This window comes from Nocardiopsis sp. iso_186 (genome assembly GCF_056173365.1).
Genome location: NZ_CM149670.1, coordinates 2,731,224 through 2,750,112 on the forward strand (window position 1 = coordinate 2,731,224; position 18,889 = coordinate 2,750,112).

Below are 18,889 nucleotides of genomic sequence, written 5' to 3' on the forward strand. Positions count from 1 at the left end.
GGGAAGCGGAAGAGGGGCGCAGCAGCGCTACGCGGGTGCGCCGACACGCTCGCGCGCGGTCGCGACCAAGGCGGCCACTGCCGCGGTGCCGGGGTGGCCGTTGACCACGAGGGTGACGGTGCGGCGCTCGACCGCACCGTTGACCGGCACCTCCAGCACCCGGTCCCAGGCCAACGAGGTCCCGACCCCCGGGTATTCCGCGGCGCGCAGGAACCAGGGGTCGCGCTCCGCTCCGGCCTGGAAGAACACCAGTGTCCAGGGCGCGCCCTTAGGGGTGGTGCCGGCAAGGGCCAGCCACTCCGCGCGGGACTCGTGCAGCGCCTCCTCACCACCGGGCTCGGAGCCGAAGCAGCGCGGGGGCGTTTCGGACATCGGCGCGCGCCAGAAGAACCCTCCGTACGCGGCTCCAGGACGGCCGTTGGTGGCAGGACTGCCGATGGTGAGCGTGCGCCCGCTGGTGTTGCGCACCGTGCTGTTCAGGTCGAGCGCCCATGTGGTGGAGTCGATCCCGTGGGCACTGGTCGCACGTTCCTCCCTCAGTAGTTCGGTGCCCTCGGTGTCGGTCCACGCCACCACTGCGGTACGCCCGGCATCGGACTCCACCGTCCACGCGACGTGCTCCTGGCGGCCGTGGTTGTCCAGCAGTACCGACCCGCGGTCACGGGTGAAGGTACGTCCGCCCCAGAAGCTCGTCCCCGACACATCGGCGATCGTGATGCCCACACCCAGGTGATGCAGGTGGTCCTCGGGCAACACCTCGGTCACCACCGTCTGGGCCAGGGTGCGCACGGGGTGCAGGTAGGGGCGTGGCGACAACACGGGATCGACAGCGGCGCCGCTGTCGATGTCGGCGACCGCGGCACCGTCGAGGCGCAGGCGGGCCATGAGCGTCGCGGGGGTGGTCTCGGTCAACGGGTCACCTTTCCAGTGGGCGCCCACGGGACGCCGATCTCGGAGAACATGGCGATACGCTCGGCGCTTTGCCGCACCAGCTCCTCTACTCCCGGAACCACGCGGCGCACGGCACCGTCCTCGACAAACACCTGCTGGGCCGGCGCGGGGATGGGGGAGGGGTCGGGAGCGCGCCGCACCGCGTCCAGGACGGCCATGAATCCTTGGGTCGCGTCCGGTGGGACCAGCAGGTCGGCGCCGTCACGCAGGTGCGCCACCAGGTTCTCCAGCAGGTCGGTGCGCGGGTGCGTGGTGGTCACCGGCTCGTGGCCGGGACGCTCCAGGGTGACGCGGTCCAGGGTGTACTCCAAGACGATGCGACCGCTCGCGCCGTGCACGGTGAGGGAAGGCACCCGGTGCTCAGCAGCGCACAGCGTCACGGCCACCGAGATCGGAGTGCCGTCAGGAGCGTGCAGTCGAACGCAGGAGGTGTCGTCGCTTTCGATGTCGTGGGCGTGGAACATCTCCAGCTCGATGTCCGCAGGGGTGCTGTCCCCTGCCCCGGCCACCGCCAGTGCCGTGGCAACGGCGTGCGCGAACGGGTTGGTCAGCGCACCGTCCACCACATCGCGTCCGTCCAGGCGTCGCCGCCCGGCCCACGCCGCGCGCTCATAGTAGGCGGAGGTGCGAATCCAGGTCCCCGCACCGCCGATACCGCGCACCGCGCCGATCGCTCCATCGGCGATCAAGTCGCGCACCGCGCCCACCGCCGCGGACCCCAGGCTCTGGAAGCCGATCTGACAGGCCAGCCCGGAGGCGGCCACCGCCGCGCGCAGGTCGTGGAACTCCGTCAGCGTGGAGGTGGGGGGCTTCTCCAGGAGCAGGTTGGCGCCGTGGGACAGCGCGGTCCGGGCCAACGGGAGGTGTGTGTGGATCGGGGTGACCAGGATGGCGACCTCGGCTCCGGTACGGCCCAGCAGGTCACCCAGATCGTCGGAATAGGCGACGTCGCCCAGCCCGGCCAGTGTCTCCTCCTGCACCGGCCGGTGGTCGCACACGCCCACCAGTCGCACGAGGCCGGTCTCGGTCAAACGGAGCAGGTTCCCCAGATGGGAGCGTCCGTGGCCGTGGACCCCGGCGAGCACCACCGAGACGGGGCCGCCGGCGGGGCTCATCGGTGCGCCCACTGCGAACGGGGGAGAGGCGTTGTGGCGGCCACGACATCGACTCCTTCGGCTGATATCGTCATGGAAAGCGCTTGCCCAATGTAGGTCTCCCCGGAAGCCGGTGTCAACGATGTGCACGTCGGGCATCGGTGAGCGGGGAGGCCCACCGGCCCGACGACTGCGTATGCCCAGGCGTCACCCCTCACGACCGGGCGCCCGGGCCCGCAGCGCGAACAGGGCCGAGCGAACGACTTCAGAGAGGCAGGGACCCAACCGATGCCGGACACCACCCCCGTGGACGTCGCCAGTATCGATCCCCGTACCGGGATCGCGGTCGAGACCGTCGCCCCCGTCACCACCGATTCCCAGGTCAACGCACTGTGTCGTGCTGCTGCCCAGGCAGCCCCGGCGCTGGACGCCGCCGGCCGCGCGGGGCGTGCCGCATGGCTGCGCGCGATCGCCGAGGGCCTGGAGGCCCAGCGCGCCGCCATCGTCGCAGTGGCCGACCGCGAGACCGCCCTGGGCGAGCCGCGCCTCAACGGTGAGCTCACCCGGACCTGCTACCAGTTCCAGCAGTTCGCCGACATGCTCGACGAGGGCTCCTATCTGGAAGCCGTCATCGACCACGCCGGCGACACCCCCATGGGTCCGCGCCCGGACCTGCGCCGCGTCCTCACTCCCATCGGCCCCGTCGCGGTCTTCGGCGCCAGCAACTTCCCGCTCGCCTTCTCCGTCCCCGGCGGCGACACCGCCTCCGCGCTGGCCGCGGGATGCCCCGTTGTGGTCAAGGCGCATTCCTCCCACCCGGCCACCTCCAGACTGTGCCACGACGTGATGGTCGCGGCCTTGGCCGCAACAGGGGCGCCCGAGGGAACGCTCGGCATCGTCTACGGCCAGACAGCCGGCTCGGCCCTGGTCCGCCACCCGGCCGTCCAGGCCGTCGGCTTCACCGGCTCCACCGGTGGCGGACGCATCCTCTTCGACATCGCCTCCTCCCGCCCCGACCCCATCCCCTTCTACGGGGAACTCGGCAGTGTCAACCCGCTGGTGGTGACCCCGGGGGCGGCCAAGGCCCGCACCGAGGAGGTCGCCGAAGGCGTCACCGGGTCCTTCACCCTGGGGGCCGGGCAGTTCTGCACCAAGCCCGGCCTGGTCTTCCTGCCCGCCGACGAGGCGGGGGAACGGCTGGCCGACGCCATCGAGGGGGCCGTGGCCCAGCGTGGCCCCGCCGTTCTGCTCAACCGGGCCATCAAGCGCGACTATCAGGAGCGCTGGGAGCGCAGCGCCGACACCGTCGGCATCGAACAGCGCGCCGAGGGCACCGCCCCCGAAGGCGAGGGCTGGGGTGTTCCGGTGCGACTGCTGTCCACCACCGCAGCCGAGTTCACCACCGAGGCCGCCGAGGAGTGCTTCGGGCCGGTCACCGTCCTGGTCGCCTACCGCGACACCGCGGAGCTGACCGCCGCCCTGGGGCGGGTGCCCAGCTCGTTGACCGCCACGCTGATCGCCGAGGACGACGAGACCGAACTGGCCGCCGAGATCGGCCCGGTGTTGCGCGACAAGGCCGGGCGCGTGGTCTACAACGGCTACCCCACCGGGGTGGCCGTCGCCTGGGCGATGCAGCACGGCGGCGCCTGGCCGGCCTCCACCAACGCCCTGCACACCTCGGTGGGCATGACGTCGGCCCGCCGATTCCTTCGTCCGGTGACCTGGCAGAACACCCCCCAGGCCCTGCTCCCCGACGAGCTGCGCGACACACCGGCCAACCCGGTTCCGCGCCGGGTGGACGGCCGTCTGGAAACCCTCTGACCGGCTTTTGCCACTTCTTCCTCCCGGTCGTGGGGCGGTGACCAGATGGCACCGCCCTACGACTCCCATCCGCCGGCCCCGGTGTGTCGGCAAGAGTGCCGTCACCAGCCGCGAACGGGGGCGTTCTCGCGGGGGCCGGGACCCCCGTACGGGTGTGCCCCGAGCAATACCGTCGAGTATCACCGTGTGCGGCTCCGGGGTGTCCCGGCTTCCTTGGGCGGTCCTCGTGGAGTTTCGCGCATCTCGGGCGTGGGGTGTTCATCGACGCAACGGGGAGTAAGGCTCAGAACCCGCGCCGTTGCGCACTAGAGTCCCTGCCTGCCGGTGGCCCAGTAGGGCTTCGTGGTGATGGCGCGGCGCGGCAGGTTCTGGGCGTTGACGAGCGCGCGCCGTTGGCGTTGGATGGACTGGGCGTGACCGAGCAGTACGGCGCCGTCGAGGTCCGTGAACTCGTCGTCGGCAATGGCGCGTTCGAGCCAGGACTGCAGCGTGTCGCCCGGCGCTTCCACCGCGGGCAGGAAGTGGTAGCGGGGCCAGCGGGCGGCCAGGGCAGTGACGGCGTCCGCCGGCACCTCGACGGCCACGACCGCGCCGTTGCCGCTCCGGGCGTGGACGTCGAGGGTGCCGAGTGCGCAGCCGTCACCGAGGTAGAGGCACCGCGGCCCGTGTTCACGCAGCGGGCGGTGCCGACCGGCCAGCACCGTCGTTTCGGCGCCGGCCTTCAGGCCGCGGAGCCAGGCGGTGCCGGGGCCCTCGGCACCGGTGGCGGCGATGATGCCGATGTGCTCGGATTCCGGGCCGCCCACTGTCCGCACGGTGTAGCGACGGCCCAGGGTCGGAGCGACGCGGAACTGGACTTCGTGGCCGGGGTGCCAGCCGCCGGAAGGCGCCGTGGCGTGTAGTTCGAGTTCGAGGAAGCCGGGGGCGGGCTCGTGGAGGTGGAGCACACGGGCGCGACGTCCGAGAGCGGAAGCGGCGAGGTCGCCGATGAGGGCGGGTGCTTGCGGCACGATCGGTTCCTTTTTCAGGAGGGGTTGGGCACCGGCGGCGGGCTTACTCGCCAGGACGAGGAAGGCGGCCCCGGCGAACGTCCAGGCGTTGTGCGCGTCGAACCGTTCGGGGAGCCACCCACCCACCGGGATCACCGACACGACGGCCGGCAGGGACCGGTGAGTGTGGGTGCGGTTGCGCGACCGGGGTGTCGGATACCGCCCGCGGTCGATCGCGGGTAGATGGTGGCGATCGTCGCGCCCGGGCGGCTGATGAGGTTCGGTCGTCGGCGTCGCGGCCTGCACTGCCGGGATCATAAAAATTACACTACACCGTGCAGTGCAGTCTCGTGTACTGCACGGTGTAGGGTGGCACCGGAGGTGCAGATGAGCACTGTTGGCACGGAGAAGACGGTGCGCGAGGGGTCCGCGGAGAAACGGACGGCGATCCTCGTCGCCGCACGCGAGCTGTTCGTCCACCAAGGGGTGGACCGCGTCAGCATGGACGCCGTAGCGGCAAGGGCGCAGGTGTCGAAACGCACCGTGTACGACTACTTCGGCGACAAACGGAAGCTCTTCCTCGCCATTCTCGCGGCCTCGTCGGAGTCACTGACGGTCACCACGCGCCGAGCGCTCGACGAGCACCTTCCCAAGGACGCGCGGATCACCACGGTGCCGCAACTGGAGCAAGCGCTCACGGCGGTGGCGATCGAGCTCGGCACGTCCGTCGTCCGCTCCGCGGACTACGCCGCCGCGTTCGCCCTCGTCGCCCAAGAACGCTTGCGGACACCGACGACCGAGGACGACCTCGCCACGGAAGCGGTGTCGGAGGACTTGGCGAAACGTATCGCCCACTTCGCCGACATCGGCCTCCTGGACACGGACGATCCCCGCCTAGCCGCCGATCACCTCAGTGCCCTGACCCTCCTGCTGGCCTACGAACGTCAACCGGTCCCGGCCAACGCCGACCCGGAGAAGGTCCGCCAGATCATGATCGACGGAGTCCACGCCTTCATCCGCGCGTACGCCACACGCTAGAACACACCCGCGCCGAAGGAGCCGAGCACGTCAGTCCTGCCCATGGCTCGACACCTTCCCGACCACACCGTGCAAGCGCCAACAGCTCGCGGACGGCCCCACCCCCTGCGGAGAGGTGTTCACGAGGAGCATGTCACCGGGGCGTATACAGGCCAGGGCGGCCCTCGGCGCGGGCCGGTCGTTGACCTTGAGCGGGCCGCTGGTCTTCTCCTCGAACACCTTCACGCAGATCGGGCCAGGTCCTCGTGCCGGCCTCGGGGCTCGCGCTTGCTCGCGCCGACCCGAACGGGTCTCGATCCTTGAGCCCCCTCCGCCAGGGCGGCCCCATGCGTGTGGCCGCACGGCATCCGTCCCAAATTCTTCGCCCGTCCGGACTCACGTTCGCCGGATCGGGCACGTTTACCCGACGTGAGCCTGAAACCGTTCGAAGAGATCGTGGCCGAGCACGGACCGACCGTGCTGCGGGTCTGTCGGGCCGTCCTCGGTCCGGTCGAGGCCGAGGACGCGTGGTCGGAGACCTTCCTGGCCGCGCTGCGCGCCTATCCCGACCTGCGCCCCAACAGCAACGTCGAGGCATGGCTCGTCACGATCGCCCACCGCAAGGCCATCGACCAGCACCGCATCCGCGTCCGCGTGCCCGTTCCCACCGGTACTCTCCCCGAGCAGCCCACCGACTGCGCCGAGCCCCGGATGCGCGACACCGACCTCTGGAACGCGCTGCGCGCGCTCCCGCTGAAACAGCGCCAGGCCGTGGCCTACCACCACATCGCCGGTATGCCCTACGCCGAGGTCGCACGCATCGTGGGCAACAGTGAGGACGCCTCCCGGAGGGCCGCGGCCGACGGCATCAAGACCCTGCGCAGGATCTATGGGGAAGGAGCATCCCGATGAGCACGGACAACCTGTTCACCGCACTGTCCGAGGACGACCAGGAAGCCAACGACCGTCTGCACGCCCGCCTGGTCGCGACCGCCGTGGCCGAAGGGCTGCTGGACGTCGCCTACCGCACCCTGGACACACCGGTCGGCTCGCTGCTCCTGGCAGCCACCGACCGCGGACTGGTGCGGGTGGCCTTCGCGCGCCAGGACCACGAGGAGGTGCTGGCCCGATTGTCCGCCGAGGTCAGTCCGCGCGTCCTCGCTGCCCCCGACCGCCTGGACACCGTCGCCCGGCAGATCGAGGAGTACTTCGACGGCAGTCGCACCATTTTCGACCTGCCGCTGGACTTCCGGCTCTCCCGAGGGTTCCGGCGCGAGGTCCTGGCCAGACTGCCCGACATCGGCTACGGCCGCACCGCCAGCTACGCCGCCGTCGCCAAGGCCGCAGGAAGCCCCAAGGCGGTGCGCGCAGTGGGGACCGCCTGCGCCACCAACCCGCTGCCCCTCGTCGTCCCCTGTCACCGTGTGGTGCGCAGCGACGGCAGCCTCGGCGCCTACGTCGGGGGAGCCGAAGCGAAAGAGGTCCTCTTGGGCCTGGAGACCGCGGCCTGAGCAATCCGGCCCCGACCAGCAGGGGAGGAACGAGCAGACATGGAGCCATTGATCCCCCGCGACCGTGCGCAGATCGCCCCAGGGGCGGTGCACGTGCCCGACTGGCTGAGCCCCGCCGAGCAGCACGCGATCGTCATCGCCTGCCGTGACTGGGCCACCGGACCGGTGCCGATGCGCGCCGCCCGGTTGCCCGGCGGGCAGCGGATGTCGGTGCGGACCGTATGCGTGGGCTGGCACTGGCAGCCCTACCGCTACACTCGCACCGCCGACGACGCAGGAGGCGCACGAGTCGTGCCCTTCCCCGACTGGCTGGTACGGCTGGGCCGCCGGGCCCTGACCGCCGCCTACGACGACCCGGTCGCCGCATCCCGCTACACACCCGACACCGCGCTGATCAACCACTACGACGACCAGGCGCGCATGGGGATGCACCAGGACAAGGACGAGAAGGTGCGCGAACCGGTGGTGTCCTTGAGCATCGGTGACGCTTGCGTGTTCCGGTTCGGCAACACCGAGACCCGCACCAAGCCCTACACCGACGTCGAACTGCACTCGGGCGACCTGTTCGTCTTCGGTGGGCCGTCCCGGCTCGCCTACCACGGTGTCCCCAAGACCTTTCCGGGGACCGCCGACCCCGCCACCGGCCTGAAATCGGGGCGCCTCAACATCACCATGCGCGTCACCGGCCTCGACTGAGTAGCGTCGTTCCCGAGCGCACCCGACCACCCGAGGAGACCAGCACCATGCCCGAGGTCAGCAGCGACACCACCGCCGAGGCACCCGGACCAGTGGGCAGGGAGGCGGTGACGGGCGAGGACGGACTGGCACGCTGCCCCTGGGCGACCACCCATCCCTTGAACCGGGACTACCACGACACCGAATGGGGGATGCCGGTCCGCGGCGAGCAGGCACTGTTCGAGCGCATCAGTCTGGAGGCGTTCCAAGCAGGGCTGAGCTGGCTGACGATCCTCGCCAAACGCCCGGCCTTCCGCTCAGCCTTCGACAACTTCGACCCCGACACCGTCGCGACCTATACCGACACCGACCTCGAACGCCTGATGGGTGACGCGGCGATCGTCCGCAACCGGGCCAAGATCGTGGCGGCGCGCACCAATGCCCAGGCCGTCCAACGGTTGCGCGTCCACGGCGGTCTCGACGCCTTGATCTGGTCGCACGCCCCCGAGGAGACGCCTGCCCCGCGCACGGACTCCGAAGTACCCACCAGCACGCCCGGCTCACTGGCCCTGGCCAAGGACCTGCGGTCCAGGGGCTTTCGCTTCGTCGGCCCCACCACCGCCTACGCGCTGATGGAGGCGATCGGGATGGTGGACACCCATCTGCTGGACTGCCACCGCCGCGGCCTCTCCGGTGTGCACTCCGCAGCGGCCGCTCCGCGCTGACGAAGGAGACCGGAGCCGCGTCCCCTCCTGCGGCGGCTCGGGTTCGTCTCCTCGGCCACCATCCCCGTCCGCCCCTCGTGCCAACACGCCCGACCGGCAATCCGGATGGGCCAGGACTCCAACGACGGGGAGTCGGGGGGCACCGGCGAGCGTGGCTGCTGTTCGTGCCCTGTCCGCTTTTCAGCTGAATTCACCGTATCGTGCCACGCCGTACCGTCCGCGGTCGAGCTTTTGCCGGGCGGGTCCGGCAACCCTCCGAAACCCCAGGAAGCACACCACTCCCTGTTTGCCAGGGCACCTTGCCGTTTTCCTCGCGTACGGTGGGAGTGGCCCGTAGCATCACCAATGAAGAAGCCCAACCGTGACGAGGCCACGCAAAATCACCGGGGATCACCAGTTCTCGTGGATGCGCCTAGGTCACTGGCCAGGCCATCGCAGAGATCGGGAATCCCGGCCAGGGCGACCCACGACGGGCCACTGCCGCGTTGATCTTTCGGGAACGAGCGTCTCAGGAGATCGGCGACTATCGGGTGGCGTCGGCCGTCAGGGCACCGCTGTCCCACTGGGGAGGGAAACCCGAATCACCCTCCTTGCCGACCACCGCACGTTGCCCTCGCTCGACGTGCGGTCTTCCGGTTGACCATCCGAAGTTGACGGATGACTACCGGCTGCGGCCAGCGACCCACCACGTCTCACTAACCGAATGAGAGGCAAGCCCCGTGACCCTGTTCCTCCCCGCCCGCCAACCCGCCGAGCGGCGATGCGCCATTCCCGCCCGCCACATCGGGCAGGCGAGGTGAGCGCGATGCACCGTCCGGCTCCCAGTCGCACCACGCAGCATGTCAAGTCACTGAACGCCGCCTGCTTCCGCAAGGGGTTGCGCCTCAGGGCGTCGCAGGGAACCCTCATCGTGACCCGGTTCGGCCATTCGGTGACGGTGTCCCTGGAAACCGATGAGGAGGGCGAGCTGTACTGGGGCGTCATCGGCGCTGAGGGAGCGGGAGGCACCGCCGAAGTCGAGCTGATCGCGCCGGTCGGTGCGGAGATCGCCGCAGCGGCCCGTATCGCCGAGCACCTGGACAGCGCCGCCGACTTCGCCCGCCGGCCACCGGCCCAGTCCTGACCTGAGAGCCCGGTCCTGGCCCGTGCCCCAGCCACGACCGGCGACCATGTGCCGGACGCGGGCCGGCGATCTGTGCGCCTGCCTTGCTGTAGCGCGCGAAGCGCTGGCCGCGAATGCTTCGCGGCCAGCGCTGTTTGTCCCGGGCGGGGCGTCAACAGGACGCGTGGAACGCACCAGTGTGCACGACCCCGATCAGCCGTCCTTGAGCAGTTCGGCCACGACCACCGGAGTCCCCGAGGCGATCGAGGCGTTGGCTGCCAGGCCGGTCAGCAGAGCGTGCGCGCCGTCGGCGTGGTCGGGACGGATTCCGTCGTCACCGCCGCCGAACAACGAGTCCAGCATCCGTACGTCGCCCCCGCCGTGCGTGCCCTCGCCCACCGCGACCGGGATCTCCTCGGGCGGTGCCCAGTGCCGACGCAGGCGCAGCACGGCGGTGGTGTCCTCCTTGGGGGCTGGCATCCCGCGCACGGGCGTCTTCTCGTCGCGGGCGGGGGACGTGTGGTCGAACTCGGTGACGTCGAGTTCCAGACGTCCCTTGCTCCCGGTGATGGACACCCGGTAGCCCTCCCAAGGGGAGTAGGCGGCCAGGTGGTAGCTGAGCTTGGCGCCGGAGGCGTAGCGCACCAGCACCGACATGTCGTCCTCGATGGTGATTCCGGGACCGAACACGTTGAGGTCGCGGCGGTAGCCGTCCTCGTGCTCGGCGTCCAGGTAGAGCGCGCTCAGGTCAGCGCTGTCGCTCAGGTGCAGGGCGAAGGGGTCGTCCTGGGCAGCGGCTTCGCCGTGTCCGCGCTCGTAGTCGGCCGCCACCTCGTGGCGCCGACCGTTGGCGTCGCCGTAGAAGAACAGATCGCCCCAGGCGAAGACCTCTTCGGGATGCGACCCGATCCACCAGTTGACGAGGTCGAAGTGGTGACTGGCCTTGTGCACCAGCAGACCGCCGGAGTTGGCCTTGTCGCGGTGCCAGCGCCGGAAGTAGTCCGCGCCGTGGCGCAGATCCAGCAGCCACTCGAAGTGGACCGAGCCGACCTCGCCGATCACGCCGGAACGGACGAGCTCGCGCAACTGGTGGTGGACAGGGTTGTAACGGTAGTTGAAGCCCACCGTCACCCGGCCTCCGGTCCGCTCCTGGGCGGCGTTGATGCGCCGGCAGCCGTCGAGGTCGGCGGTCATGGGTTTCTCGGTGATCACGTCGCGACCGGCTTCCAGCGCGGCCACGATGTAGTCGGCGTGCGTGCGGTCCACGGTGCACACGATCACCTCGTCCACCGACTCCGCGTCGAGCATCCGGGAGAAGTCGTCGGGGGAGTAGGTGGGGACCGGTGCGCGTCCGGCATCGGCGACGATGCCGTTGTGGACGCGCATCCGGGTCGCGTTGGAATCGCACAAGGCGACAAGCTCACCCCGATCGGCGTGCGTGGTGACCAGTGCCGTCGTGTACATCCGGGCCCGGGAGCCGGTGCCCACGACGGCGAACCGGCGCCGGGGCCGGTCCGCGGCGCTTGACTGTCCTGGGAGTGGAGTGGTCTCGTTCACACCGATTATGGTAAACGCTTTCCAATGATCTGTGCAGGGGTGGGGCGCAGGAGAGTTTTTTGCCGCCCCCGGCTTCCGGGCCGCTCGGGCGACCGGATTGTGCTGGTAGGCGGCTTCGTTCGCCAGTAGAAAGCCGCAACAATCCGGAAACATCGATCGAGGCGGATCGGCGGACGAATCTGTGTCCGTACAGATGCCTTCGACTGAACCGGTTTCATCTGCGCTGATCAAGGGCGATGCCGAGCGCGAGATGGGAGCGAAGGGGTGAGTCCCAGGTCACAGGAGTCGTTGACACCCCTGTAACACGGTGCTAGAAACTGAACATCATATTTCTTGGATAGCGCTTACCAAGCCTTTTGGGCCTTGTTCGGAGCGTGGTCTGCCGCACTTTTTCGGGGGCGGGCGCTCCCGATCCAACGAGATTGGCGGTCACAAGTCATGAATGCAGGCTCGGTCGTGAGACCCGTCGCCGTTTCGGTGCGGGCCTCACACGGTGGTGGTGCACCGTGAGCACAGTGCTCCAGCACCGCCAGCCCGCTGGCTCCGCCGCTACCGCGGCGGCCCCCGCCAAGAAACCCTCCACCAAACAGGGCGATTCCAGGCAGCGGCGCGAGTCCCTCGTCGCCTATGGCTTCCTGGCCCCCTGGTTCATCGGCCTGGGCTTCATCACCATCGGTCCGATTCTCGCCTCCCTGTACTTCTCCTTCACCGACTACAGCCTGATCGGTGACCCCGAATGGGTGGGTCTGGAGAACTACCAGCGGATGCTCACCGACGAGCGTCTGCACAACTCGCTCGCGGTGACCTTCCAGTACGTCTTCGTCTCGGTGCCGCTCCAACTGGCCCTGGCCCTGGCGTTGGCCATGGTCCTGGACCGGGGAGTACGCGGGCTGGCCCTCTACCGCTCGATCTACTACCTCCCCTCCCTGCTGGGCGGCAGCGTCGCGATCGCGATCCTGTGGCGCCAGGTGTTCGGAGCAAACGGCCTGATCAACCAGGTGCTCGCCTTCTTCGGGATCCAGGGGGAGGGCTGGGTCTCCAACCCCGACTACGCCCTGGGCACCCTGATCATCCTCAACGTGTGGACGTTCGGCGCTCCGATGGTGATCTTCCTCGCCGGGCTGCGCCAGATCCCGCGCATGTACTACGAGGCCGCCTCGGTGGACGGGGCGAGCCCGGCGCGCAGGTTCTTCTCGATCACGGTCCCCCTGCTGACCCCGATCATCTTCTTCAACCTCGTGTTGCAGATGATCAACGCCTTCCAGACGTTCACCCAGGCGTTCATCGTCAGCGGCGGAACCGGCGGCCCCACGGACTCGACCCTGTTCTACACGCTGTACCTCTACCAGCGCGGGTTCGGTTCCTTCGACATGGGCTACGCATCAGCGATGGCGTGGCTGCTCCTGATGATCATCGGCGGGTTCACCGTGGTGAACTTCCTCGCTTCCAAGTACTGGGTCTTCTATGGTGACTAAGACGTCCGCTGCGCCGGACCCCACGACCACGAACGCTCCCAAGCGTCGCCTGCCCGAGCATCTCAGGCGGTCACTCACCCACATCGGGTTGATCCTCTTCGGCCTGATCATGCTCTACCCACTGCTGTGGATGCTCGCCAGTTCCTTCAAGCCGACGGCCGAGATCTTTCGTGATCCCAGCCTCTTCACGGGGAACTTCACCCCGGGCAACTACGCCGAGGGCTGGACCGCACTACAGCACCCCTTCCAGCACTACATGCTGAACTCCGCGATCGTGGTGGCCGGCTCGATCATCGGCAACCTGATCGGCTGCTCGATGGCGGCCTACGCCTTCGCCCGACTGGAGTTTCGCGGCCGCAAGCTGTTCTTCGCCATCATGTTGATGACGATCATGCTGCCGATCCACGTCGTGATCGTGCCGCAGTACATCCTGTTCGCCAACATCGGCTGGATCAACACCTTCTATCCGTTGATCGTGCCCAAGCTGCTGGCCACCGACGGGTTCTTCATCTTCCTGATGGTCCAGTTCATCCGGGGACTCCCCAAGGACCTGGACGAGGCGGCCCGGATCGACGGATGCGGCCATGTGCGGATCTTCCTGCGCATCATCCTGCCGCTGTCGGCCCCGGCCCTGGCCACCACGGCCATCTTCACCTTCATCTGGACCTGGAACGACTTCTTCACCCAGCTGATCTTCCTCACCTCACCGGACATGTACACGGTGCCCGTCGCCCTGCGCACGTTCGTGGACTCCTCCAGCCAGACCTCCTGGGGACCGCTGTTCGCGATGTCGGTCGTCGCGCTCGGACCGGTCTTCGGATTCTTCCTCGCCGGACAGCGGTACCTGGTCAAGGGCATCGCCACCACCGGCATCAAATAGTCCAACAGTCGAAGGGAACCGGACATGAGAGCAGAACCCGGCAGCGGGCGCCCCCTGCGCAACTCCAGCGTGCTCAAGCTGTCGGCCGCGATCGCCGCGGTGACCATGGCCGCCACCGCGTGCGGTAGCGGTGGCGGAGACGACGGCAACGTCGAACTGCGGTTCTCCTGGTGGGGCGCCGACGATCGCCACTCCACGACTCAACAGGTCATCGACCGCTTCGAGGCCCAGAACCCGGGCATCACCATCACCCCGGACTACACCGACTGGGGCTCCTACTGGGACAAGCTGGCCACCGGCACGGCGGCCAACGACGCCCCCGACATCATCACCCAGGAAGAGCGCTACCTGCGCGAGTACGCCGACCGGGGTGCACTGCTCGACCTCAACGAGCTCGACATCGACATGTCCTCCATCGACGAACTGGTCGTCAACTCCGGCGACCTGGACGGCAACCGCTACGGCATCGCCACCGGCGTCAACGCCTACGCGATCCTGGCCGACCCCCAGGCGTTCGAGGAAGCCGGCGTGGAGATGCCCGACGACTCCACCTGGACCTGGGACGACTACATCCAGATCGCCAACGAGATCTCTGAGAAGAGCGACAACGAGATCTTCGGTACGCAGAGCATGGGCTACAACGAGTCCGGGTTCGCGATCTTCGCCCGCCAGAACGGCGAGTCCCTCTACAACGAGGACGGCAGCCTCGGCTTCAGCGAGGCCACGCTGGAGAAATGGTTCGACTACTCGGTGCAGCTCCAGGACGGCGGGGGGCAGCCCAGCGCCGCGGAGAACGTCGAGATCGAGGCCGGCGGCCCCGACCAGTCGGTGATCTCCACCAACAAGGGCGCCATGGCGCACTTCTGGTCCAACCAGCTGGGCGTCATCAGTGCCACCTCCGGTCGCGACGTGCAGCTGCTGCGCTACCCGGGCGAGACCGAGTTCGAGCGCACCGGAATGTACTTCAAGCCCGCCATGTACTACTCGGTCTCCGCAGGGACCGACCACCCGGAGGAAGCCGCGAAGTTCGTGGACTTCCTGCTCAACGACAACGAGGCGGCCGAGCTGATCCTGGCCGACCGCGGACTGCCCGCCAACGTCAACGTCCGTGCCGCTGTCCTGGACGCGCTTCCCGAGGCCGACGCGCGCACCGCGGTCTTCCTCGCCGACATCGAGGGCGGCATCGTGGACGGCAACCCGCCGCCGCCCATCGGCGCCGGTGAGGTCGTGGAGATCATCAAGCGGATCACCGACGACGTGCACTTCGGCAACATCACCCCCGCCGAGGCGGCCAAGCGTTTCATGAGCGAGGTCGAGCAGGCCACCGGCTGATCACCTTCGTCTCACCCGGCCCGGTCGGTCCCCTCCCAGAAGGGGGCCGACCGGGCTTTCGCGTGGGGGACGTCCCGATCGCGGCATCGACGGCTTCGTCTTTCCGCTAGATTCCCCCCATGCAAGCCAACGAGCCGGAGGCCGGCGAAACCGTGCACATCCACACTGACGGCGCCTGCCGCGGCAACCCGGGGCCCGGAGGGTGGGGCGTGCTGCTGCGGTTCGGCGCCCACGAGAAAGAGCTCTACGGTGGCGAGCCCCAGACGACCAACAACCGGATGGAGCTCATGGCCGCGATCATGGCGTTGGAGAGTCTCACCCGTCAGGTACCGGTGGTTCTGCACACCGACAGCACCTACGTGCGCGACGGGATCACCAAGTGGGTGCACGGTTGGAAGCGCAAGGGCTGGAAGACCGCCGACAAGAAGCCGGTGAAGAACGAGGAGCTGTGGAAGCGTCTCGACACCGCGGCAGCCCGCTTCGAGGTGGAATGGAAGTGGGTCAAGGGCCACAGCGGTGACCCGGGCAACGACCGCGCGGACGCGCTGGCCTGCCGGGGCCGCGACGAGGCCGGCGCCGGGGCGCCCACGCCGGCGTGAACAGGGAACTCCAGCGCCCGACCGTGCCCTCCAGGAACGGATCGGGGTCCCCGATTATCGGGGGCACGGCCCTCAGCGGCCGTGCCCCGGTTTCCCCCGACCATGGGGGAGAGCATCTAGGATGAGGATGGCCTCCGGGCCGTGGCGGTGGGGCCCGCCACCTCCGCCGAGGCGGGGCAACCGCCGTCATTGACGCGCCAACGGTCCCTATCAGCCCCGCTTTTCGTGCCGCTGGTAGGAGAACCCGTGCCCGATCCGTTCCGCCGTTTTGTGGACCCCGATGTCAACCTCCACGTCCCCCGACAACGCAGGGAGATGCGCGAGGCGCGCTGGCGCATCCTGGGAGTGATCGCTGGGGGAGGTGCACTGGGTGCGCTGGCCCGCCACGGCCTTGCAGAGGCATGGTCACCCGAGCCTGGCGCAGTGGCATGGGTGATCGTGCTGGTCAATGTCAGCGGATGTGCGTTGATCGGTGTACTGATGGAACTACTGCCCCGGTTGTGGCCGTCCAGCAGGTTGATCCGCCCGTTCTGGGGAGTGGGCGTCCTGGGCGGTTACACCACTTTTTCCACCTCTGTGCTGGACGTGGTCACCACTGTCCGGGCCGGGGTACCGCATCTCGCCTTGGGCTACCTGGGAGCCACTCTCGTCGGAGCACTGGTCGCGGTGTGGGTGTCCGCGACGTTGACCGGTCGGGTCCTCGATTCTGCAAGGAAGCGGTGCCGCGGGTGAGCGCCTCGGTCCCCCACCCGACGCTGCTGGTCCTGGCCACCGGGGAGCCGCCGTGCTGACCACCCTGATGGTCGTCCTGGGGGCCGCGGTGGGTGCACCGGCCCGCTACCTCATCGACCGTGCGGTCCAATCCCGGCACGAATCACTGTTTCCCTGGGGCACGTTCTGCGCCAACACCGTTGGTTGCCTCCTCCTGGGGGTACTCACGGTCCTGCCGTTGTCCGGTGAGGTCATGGCGTTGGCGGCCACCGGGTTCTGCGGGGCGCTGACCACCTATTCCACCTTCGCCTACGAAACGGTTCGGCTGGTCCGCGAAGGTGCGCGGACACTTGCCGTACTCAATGCGGTCGCAAGTATCACGGTGGGGCTGGCAGCGGCATCGGTGGCTGTGTTCCTCGCCGGAGCTCTCTTCGGCTGAGCTCGATGGCGTCCCGGCCCGTGCTCGGATTCCGGGGGAAGTGTTTCCGCCCTACTTCTCCTGGTTGGTGCGCCGGCTCAGCCGGTCATGACGTTGTTTGGCGGCCTGGGCGGTCCCCAGGCCGAGGCCGAACCCGATCTCCTGCCAGGTCATCCCACGCCCCCGGGACATCTCCAGCAACCCCACCTCCAGCTGGTCGAACTCGGCACGGGCCCAGGGAACAAGTGTCAGCGCCGCGGTGAGGTCGGCTGCGTCCACTGCGGGCTCGTCCTCGCCGGGCAGTGCGCTGCCGGCCGCGAGGTCGGAGACGCGGCGTACTGCGTCGAAGGGCTGCATGGGCATCCGGCGCTCGCTCCACCGGGCGCGGTCCTCGCCTGCGGCGTGCCGCTCGGTGAGGCGCATGAGTGCCGCGTACACCCGGTTGCGCCGGGCCTCTTCCGGGTCGGGTCGGGTGAATTCCGCGTCGTCCTGAGTCATGCGTAAACAATGTGTTGAAAACATTCTGTTGTCAACTTAATAAACACAATGGTGATGCTCCGGTCGGTTGCACACCATTCGGTGCGGCCGAGTATCGGCAGGACTCAGCGCCCGTCCCGCGCCTCTTCCCCGGCCGGCACTTCGTACGGCACGGGCCGCCGTCACGTGCCAGGTCGATCACGTCGATGCCGGAAGCGGTTCGAGCAGGGGGCGATCCCGTCGAGCACGATCGCCTGTGATCGCCGGCGACTATCGCGGCGATGGACACGGGCCGCAACCTAACGACGGCGTGACCTGGGGGAACGGGAACGAGAAGGGGAGGCTCGGCAAAGGCGCGGATGAGGTCCGGTCGCGGGGCGTGTGCTCATGGTGATCCCGGAGCTGAACCGTAAATCTTTACTCCCTATCGTTACGCATAAAGCTTTTTGAAAAGTAGTTTGAGGAGTATAAGATGCTGATGCGGAACTGGTCGGAACAGAACGGATGCACGTGGCGCAGCAGCTCTACTACTCACCGGACCAGGTAGCGGACCTGTTGGGGCTGCATGTCAGGACTGTGCGGGCCTACATACGGGACGGACGGTTGAAGGCGACCAGGGTCGGCAAGCAGTACCGGATCAGCCACGAGGACCTGGAGGTGTTCGTCGGGGGCCGTGCACCGACATCCGCGCGGAAAGCGCGCCATGTCGAGGTGTCCAGCATCGTGCAGGTCGAGGCGATCGGCCCCGAGGAGACGATGCGCCTGACCAATACGGTCATGGCCGTCGTCGGTGGCCGGCAGGGCACTACCGGTGATCATCTTCGGGTCGAGACCGTCTACGACGAGGAACGCGCCTCTCTCAAGATCATCGTTCTGGGCAGCCCGGAGACCACAGCGGACCTGTTGAAGGTCATCAGCACCCTGACGGAGCAACCGGAGTGAAGGGACGTCCGTCCAACCGCCCCAGGGGCGGGCCATAACGGTGAACCATCCCGCCGTGTCCCGGTGCCCCCACGATGCCTCCAACCGCACCTGCCGTCCGCCCCGTCGCGGTACACCCGCCCGAAAGACCGGTTCCAGCCGGGTTCCGGCTTCTTCTCCTTCTCCGCGTCGAAAGGAACAGCACCCCATGTCCGACGACACACTCCAGTACTTCGGCGACGAACCCGTCCTCGTATGCAGCTCGGAGGGGCCTCCCCTGCGGGACGAACGCGCCGCAACCGATGTGCTCGGCGACGGTTTCGGGCGCGGCGCAACCTGGGTCGCCGTCCCGGTCGCCCGACTCACCGATGACTTCTTCCAGTTGCGCACCCGCGTCGCGGGGGAGATCGTCCAGAAGTTCGCCAACTACCGGATGGGGCTCGCCATCGTCGGGGACATCTCCCGGTACGTCAACTCCAGCACCGCACTGCGGGACTTCGTCGGCGAGAGCAACCGGGGCGGCCAGCTCTGCTTCGTGCCCGATATCGATGCCCTGCGGACCCGGCTGGCACGGGACTGAGCGGGCGACGGCTCCTTCTCCACGGAGCTCCGGGGGCGGATCCGGGCTCGTCGG

General features: G+C 68.5%; 21 protein-coding genes. 15 read left to right on the forward strand and 6 right to left on the reverse strand.

Annotation, left to right across the window (positions count from 1 at the left end; translation table 11 throughout):
• Positions 1-27 precede the first annotated feature (27 nt).
• Positions 28-885, reverse strand: a complete 858-nt coding sequence (locus AC0VYP_RS11965) for a DUF6807 domain-containing protein (protein WP_475474233.1) — start codon at positions 883-885, stop codon at positions 28-30.
• A gap of 23 nt (positions 886-908) precedes the next feature.
• Positions 909-2,066, reverse strand: coding sequence for a Gfo/Idh/MocA family protein (locus AC0VYP_RS11970; RefSeq protein WP_475474077.1), 1,158 nt, complete (start codon positions 2,064-2,066; stop codon positions 909-911).
• A gap of 267 nt (positions 2,067-2,333) precedes the next feature.
• Here AC0VYP_RS11970 and AC0VYP_RS11975 point away from each other — a divergent pair, with 267 nt between their 5' ends.
• The gene (locus tag AC0VYP_RS11975; protein ID WP_475474079.1) at positions 2,334-3,866 is read left to right on the forward strand and encodes an aldehyde dehydrogenase (NADP(+)); all 1,533 of its coding nucleotides are present in this window, start codon (positions 2,334-2,336) and stop codon (positions 3,864-3,866) included.
• Positions 3,867-4,171: 305 nt separating this feature from the next.
• On the opposite strand, the gene AC0VYP_RS11980 is transcribed toward AC0VYP_RS11975, so the two are convergent.
• A complete protein-coding gene (locus AC0VYP_RS11980) occupies positions 4,172-4,876 on the reverse strand; it encodes an SIP domain-containing protein (RefSeq protein WP_475474081.1) in 705 nt (234 codons plus the stop codon).
• A 366-nt stretch (positions 4,877-5,242) separates the two neighbouring features.
• On the opposite strand from AC0VYP_RS11980, the gene AC0VYP_RS11985 reads away from it, so the two are divergent.
• Positions 5,243-5,893, forward strand: coding sequence for a TetR/AcrR family transcriptional regulator (locus AC0VYP_RS11985; RefSeq protein WP_285759748.1), 651 nt, complete (start codon positions 5,243-5,245; stop codon positions 5,891-5,893).
• A gap of 30 nt (positions 5,894-5,923) precedes the next feature.
• Here the strand turns inward: AC0VYP_RS11985 and AC0VYP_RS11990 are convergent, their stop codons facing one another.
• Positions 5,924-6,118 (reverse strand): hypothetical protein, encoded by a 195-nt coding sequence (locus AC0VYP_RS11990; RefSeq protein ID WP_475474083.1) that lies wholly within the window; start codon positions 6,116-6,118, stop codon positions 5,924-5,926.
• Between the two features lie 183 nt (positions 6,119-6,301).
• On the opposite strand from AC0VYP_RS11990, the gene AC0VYP_RS11995 reads away from it, so the two are divergent.
• The 5 genes from AC0VYP_RS11995 (at position 6,302) to AC0VYP_RS12015 (ending at position 9,906) form a co-directional block, all read left to right on the forward strand.
• On the forward strand, positions 6,302-6,784 hold the full coding sequence (locus AC0VYP_RS11995; protein ID WP_285759751.1) for an RNA polymerase sigma factor: 483 nt from the start codon (positions 6,302-6,304) through the stop codon (positions 6,782-6,784).
• The gene (locus AC0VYP_RS12000; protein WP_285759752.1) at positions 6,781-7,383 is read left to right on the forward strand and encodes a methylated-DNA--[protein]-cysteine S-methyltransferase; all 603 of its coding nucleotides are present in this window, start codon (positions 6,781-6,783) and stop codon (positions 7,381-7,383) included. Before AC0VYP_RS11995 ends, AC0VYP_RS12000 begins: the two co-directional genes overlap by 4 nt.
• A gap of 39 nt (positions 7,384-7,422) precedes the next feature.
• Complete coding sequence (locus AC0VYP_RS12005; protein WP_285759754.1) at positions 7,423-8,079, forward strand: alpha-ketoglutarate-dependent dioxygenase AlkB family protein; 657 nt, start codon at positions 7,423-7,425, stop codon at positions 8,077-8,079.
• A 47-nt stretch (positions 8,080-8,126) separates the two neighbouring features.
• Entirely contained in the window at positions 8,127-8,783 is a 657-nt protein-coding gene (locus AC0VYP_RS12010; RefSeq protein WP_285759755.1) for a DNA-3-methyladenine glycosylase I, read from the forward strand.
• 805 nt (positions 8,784-9,588) lie between these two features.
• A complete protein-coding gene (locus AC0VYP_RS12015) occupies positions 9,589-9,906 on the forward strand; it encodes a hypothetical protein (protein ID WP_285759757.1) in 318 nt (105 codons plus the stop codon).
• Positions 9,907-10,098: 192 nt separating this feature from the next.
• Here AC0VYP_RS12015 and AC0VYP_RS12020 read toward each other — a convergent pair whose 3' ends face one another.
• Positions 10,099-11,442 (reverse strand): Gfo/Idh/MocA family oxidoreductase, encoded by a 1,344-nt coding sequence (locus AC0VYP_RS12020; RefSeq protein WP_475474087.1) that lies wholly within the window; start codon positions 11,440-11,442, stop codon positions 10,099-10,101.
• Positions 11,443-11,948: 506 nt separating this feature from the next.
• On the opposite strand from AC0VYP_RS12020, the gene AC0VYP_RS12025 reads away from it, so the two are divergent.
• From AC0VYP_RS12025 to crcB, 6 genes are all read left to right on the forward strand, one after another.
• The gene (locus AC0VYP_RS12025; protein WP_285759760.1) at positions 11,949-12,917 is read left to right on the forward strand and encodes a carbohydrate ABC transporter permease; all 969 of its coding nucleotides are present in this window, start codon (positions 11,949-11,951) and stop codon (positions 12,915-12,917) included.
• Positions 12,907-13,797 carry a carbohydrate ABC transporter permease gene (locus AC0VYP_RS12030; protein ID WP_475474089.1) on the forward strand — a complete coding sequence of 297 codons (891 nt, stop codon included), beginning with the start codon at positions 12,907-12,909 and terminating at the stop codon, positions 13,795-13,797. The genes AC0VYP_RS12025 and AC0VYP_RS12030 overlap by 11 nt, the downstream gene beginning before the upstream one ends.
• 24 nt (positions 13,798-13,821) lie before the next feature.
• Positions 13,822-15,129, forward strand: a complete 1,308-nt coding sequence (locus AC0VYP_RS12035; protein WP_475474091.1) for an ABC transporter substrate-binding protein — start codon at positions 13,822-13,824, stop codon at positions 15,127-15,129.
• A 119-nt stretch (positions 15,130-15,248) separates the two neighbouring features.
• A complete protein-coding gene (gene rnhA / locus AC0VYP_RS12040) occupies positions 15,249-15,728 on the forward strand; it encodes a ribonuclease HI (RefSeq protein ID WP_285759765.1) in 480 nt (159 codons plus the stop codon).
• A gap of 246 nt (positions 15,729-15,974) precedes the next feature.
• Positions 15,975-16,460 (forward strand): fluoride efflux transporter FluC, encoded by a 486-nt coding sequence (locus AC0VYP_RS12045; RefSeq protein ID WP_475474094.1) that lies wholly within the window; start codon positions 15,975-15,977, stop codon positions 16,458-16,460.
• Between the two features lie 55 nt (positions 16,461-16,515).
• Complete coding sequence (gene crcB, locus AC0VYP_RS12050) at positions 16,516-16,878, forward strand: fluoride efflux transporter CrcB (protein ID WP_285760151.1); 363 nt, start codon at positions 16,516-16,518, stop codon at positions 16,876-16,878.
• Between the two features lie 51 nt (positions 16,879-16,929).
• Here the strand turns inward: crcB and AC0VYP_RS12055 are convergent, their stop codons facing one another.
• The gene (locus AC0VYP_RS12055) at positions 16,930-17,355 is read right to left on the reverse strand and encodes a DNA-binding protein (RefSeq protein ID WP_285759770.1); all 426 of its coding nucleotides are present in this window, start codon (positions 17,353-17,355) and stop codon (positions 16,930-16,932) included.
• A gap of 489 nt (positions 17,356-17,844) precedes the next feature.
• Here AC0VYP_RS12055 and AC0VYP_RS12060 point away from each other — a divergent pair, with 489 nt between their 5' ends.
• Both AC0VYP_RS12060 and AC0VYP_RS12065 read left to right on the forward strand, forming a co-directional pair.
• Entirely contained in the window at positions 17,845-18,276 is a 432-nt protein-coding gene (locus tag AC0VYP_RS12060; RefSeq protein WP_475474096.1) for a helix-turn-helix domain-containing protein, read from the forward strand.
• A 187-nt stretch (positions 18,277-18,463) separates the two neighbouring features.
• Positions 18,464-18,835, forward strand: a complete 372-nt coding sequence (locus AC0VYP_RS12065) for a DUF4180 domain-containing protein (RefSeq protein WP_475474098.1) — start codon at positions 18,464-18,466, stop codon at positions 18,833-18,835.
• The last annotated feature ends 54 nt before the right edge of the window (positions 18,836-18,889 follow it).

Excerpts from the sequence above, each read along its gene's own strand:
- AC0VYP_RS11965 (WP_475474233.1), bottom strand. The coding sequence starts at position 885 with ATGGCCCGCCTGCGCCTCGACGGTGCCGCGGTCGCCGACATCGACAGC.
- AC0VYP_RS12000 (WP_285759752.1), top strand. The coding sequence starts at position 6,781 with ATGAGCACGGACAACCTGTTCACCGCACTGTCCGAGGACGACCAGGAA.
- AC0VYP_RS12015 (WP_285759757.1), top strand. The coding sequence starts at position 9,589 with ATGCACCGTCCGGCTCCCAGTCGCACCACGCAGCATGTCAAGTCACTG.
- AC0VYP_RS12055 (WP_285759770.1), bottom strand. The coding sequence starts at position 17,355 with ATGACTCAGGACGACGCGGAATTCACCCGACCCGACCCGGAAGAGGCC.
- AC0VYP_RS11975 (WP_475474079.1), top strand. The coding sequence starts at position 2,334 with ATGCCGGACACCACCCCCGTGGACGTCGCCAGTATCGATCCCCGTACC.
- AC0VYP_RS11970 (WP_475474077.1), bottom strand. The coding sequence starts at position 2,066 with ATGAGCCCCGCCGGCGGCCCCGTCTCGGTGGTGCTCGCCGGGGTCCAC.
- rnhA (WP_285759765.1), top strand. The coding sequence starts at position 15,249 with ATGCAAGCCAACGAGCCGGAGGCCGGCGAAACCGTGCACATCCACACT.
- AC0VYP_RS11985 (WP_285759748.1), top strand. The coding sequence starts at position 5,243 with ATGAGCACTGTTGGCACGGAGAAGACGGTGCGCGAGGGGTCCGCGGAG.
- AC0VYP_RS12065 (WP_475474098.1), top strand. The coding sequence starts at position 18,464 with ATGTCCGACGACACACTCCAGTACTTCGGCGACGAACCCGTCCTCGTA.
- AC0VYP_RS12005 (WP_285759754.1), top strand. The coding sequence starts at position 7,423 with ATGGAGCCATTGATCCCCCGCGACCGTGCGCAGATCGCCCCAGGGGCG.
- AC0VYP_RS12035 (WP_475474091.1), top strand. The coding sequence starts at position 13,822 with ATGAGAGCAGAACCCGGCAGCGGGCGCCCCCTGCGCAACTCCAGCGTG.
- AC0VYP_RS12030 (WP_475474089.1), top strand. The coding sequence starts at position 12,907 with ATGGTGACTAAGACGTCCGCTGCGCCGGACCCCACGACCACGAACGCT.
- AC0VYP_RS12010 (WP_285759755.1), top strand. The coding sequence starts at position 8,127 with ATGCCCGAGGTCAGCAGCGACACCACCGCCGAGGCACCCGGACCAGTG.